A 2,104-nucleotide genomic window follows, 5' to 3' on the forward strand; every position below is an offset into this window, starting at 1 on the left:
GCATTAGGCATCGGCTGCAGCGCCACATATGTGGAACGGCCACGCGGGCAAGCCCTTTTCATCCAGCGGGATCGGTGCGGTCATATGTCCGGCGCGCGGTCCAAGACCGCTGGCCTCGATAAAATTCGCGATGCGAGGGACTGATCAATCTGACGCGCTTTAAGCGCATTGTCGCGCCGGCCTCTCCTCCTCGGGATTTCGTCCCGTGGATCATCGTCTAATTTTGCACCTCGCCTCTGTCCGGCGTCGCGTCGGCAAGTCCGTCCTGGTCGTCATATCGGCTCAGGCGTGTGCTGCGCTGCTCGCCGCGCCAGTATTTCGATATGTCCCGCCCCTGGCGAGCAGCGCCCAGATGATCCTCGCCATCTTGTTGGCGAGCGCGATTGCGACGACGTCGCGCCACAAACGAGCAGCGAGCGGAGCGTCGGGTTGCCCATTTCGATATGCCGCCGAGCTGCTCCTTGCCGTCGCTCGAATGGGGCTTTGGCGTTAGTCTCAGCCAGGGGGCGAAGTGACGGCCGGATTTGAATCCGTCGGGATCCGGGATCAGCGCTTTTGACGGAAGCCGCCGCGATCGCTCCGACGCCCGGAATTGTCGTCAGCCGTGGCATGTCCTGGTCGCGCTTCGCCTCGCCGACGATCCGTCGTTCGAGCTTGTCGATTTGACGCGTCAGCGCCTCGATCTGATCGGCGATTTCAGCCAAAGCCAATCGAGCGGCTTTTGGCAGGCAAACGTCCTCCTCGTCCCGCACGATCTCGATCAACGCAGCCATAGCCGTGCCGAGGGCGGCAACAACCCCCAACTCCGACAAATGCCCGCGAAGCGCGTTGATCGCCTGAGTTTGCTGTCGGATCAAAAGGGCGCGCGTCCTCAGCACCATGGCCGCCGCTTGTTGATCAGCCGATTTGATCGGAACGAAACGCATGGTCTTGCGGGTGACGGCTTCGCTGATCGCTTCGACGTCGGCGGCCTCCGTCTTGCGCCGTTTCACTAATCACGAGGTCTTCATAATGCGGAGGAATGATTCACGGATTTTCGCCATTTTTCGGATCAGCTTGCTTTGCATTATTTCGTGCCGAACCTCTGCGGGTCAACCAACAGAGGAGTTGCCAATGTCAAATAGCCGTCACGACCTGATCGCCGCACTCAAATCCTCGCTTATCGGTCAGCGGTACAGCCCTGTCGTGGCGGGGAGCTACTGCGCCTACGCGTCTGAGTTTCTCGATTATCTCGTACATCGGAGCATCCCGTCGCGGACGTGATCGACGTGCAGGTCGAGCAATACCTGCACGGGTCGACGTCCCAGCGCGCGCTGGCACCAGGTTCCGCGCTCCGGAATTCGAGCCTTGTTGCGGCTTGCTCACGGTCAATGGCCACGAGCTATCGAGCCTACCTGCGCGGCCGATGTGGTCCGATTTGCAATCTGCGACGAGTACGAAATCCGGCTGCGTGAGGAACGCGGGTTGGCTTGCTCCAGCGTCGCAACGTTGATGTGGGAAGCCCGCAACTTCCTTGCTTGGCAGACCGGTGGCGGCATCGACGGGTGGACGGGCCTCAGCAGTAGCGACGTTGACCGCTATATGGATTTGCGCGCGCCGAAACTGACGCGCTGCTCGCTGAAGGATACAGCAGAGCGGCTTCGCTCGCTGCTGCGCTACCTCCACATCACATCACAGGTCGCGTCACGGCGGACCTGTCAGGGCACGTGATAGCCCCGTCGCTTATGCGTACGAAGGAGTACACCGTCAGTCCTGAACCGCGATCTGACAGTCGCTGTTTCGAGAGCGCGAAGAAACGAGACATCGGCGGGGCTGCGGGACCATGCGATCCCTGCAACTCCTTGCAACATATGGGCTACGGTCTGGTGAAATCCGCAATCTGCAGATCGAGGACATCGACTGGCGGACGGAAGCCATCCATGTTCGCCCCACAAGACGCGAGCCAGCACATCCTGCCACTGATGGAGCTGGTCGGCGAAGCGGTGCTCGCCTATCTGCGTTCCGGGCGGCCCATGACGGACGCCAGAGAAATCTTCCAGCGCACGCGCGCACCCTATCGCAAGCTCGACAAGCTTTACAGCGTGGTTCGCCGGCGGCTCCGTGA

At 61.1% G+C, this 2,104-nt stretch carries 1 protein-coding gene and 2 pseudogenes; 2 read left to right on the forward strand and 1 reads right to left on the reverse strand.

Annotated elements, in window-relative coordinates; genetic code table 11:
* Positions 1 to 282: 282 nt before the first annotated feature.
* Positions 283 to 992: pseudogene (locus RFM52_RS32950) on the reverse strand (IS110 family RNA-guided transposase); the annotation flags it as partial.
* Between the two features lie 355 nt (positions 993 to 1,347).
* Between RFM52_RS32950 and RFM52_RS32665 the strand changes: the two are divergent.
* A complete protein-coding gene (locus RFM52_RS32665; RefSeq protein WP_320298893.1) occupies positions 1,348 to 1,710 on the forward strand; it encodes a hypothetical protein in 363 nt (120 codons plus the stop codon).
* Between the two features lie 209 nt (positions 1,711 to 1,919).
* Positions 1,920 to 2,104 (forward strand): annotated as a pseudogene (locus RFM52_RS32670) (hypothetical protein); the annotation flags it as partial.

This window comes from Mesorhizobium humile (assembly GCF_033977215.1).
Lineage (GTDB): Bacteria > Pseudomonadota > Alphaproteobacteria > Rhizobiales > Rhizobiaceae > Mesorhizobium > Mesorhizobium humile.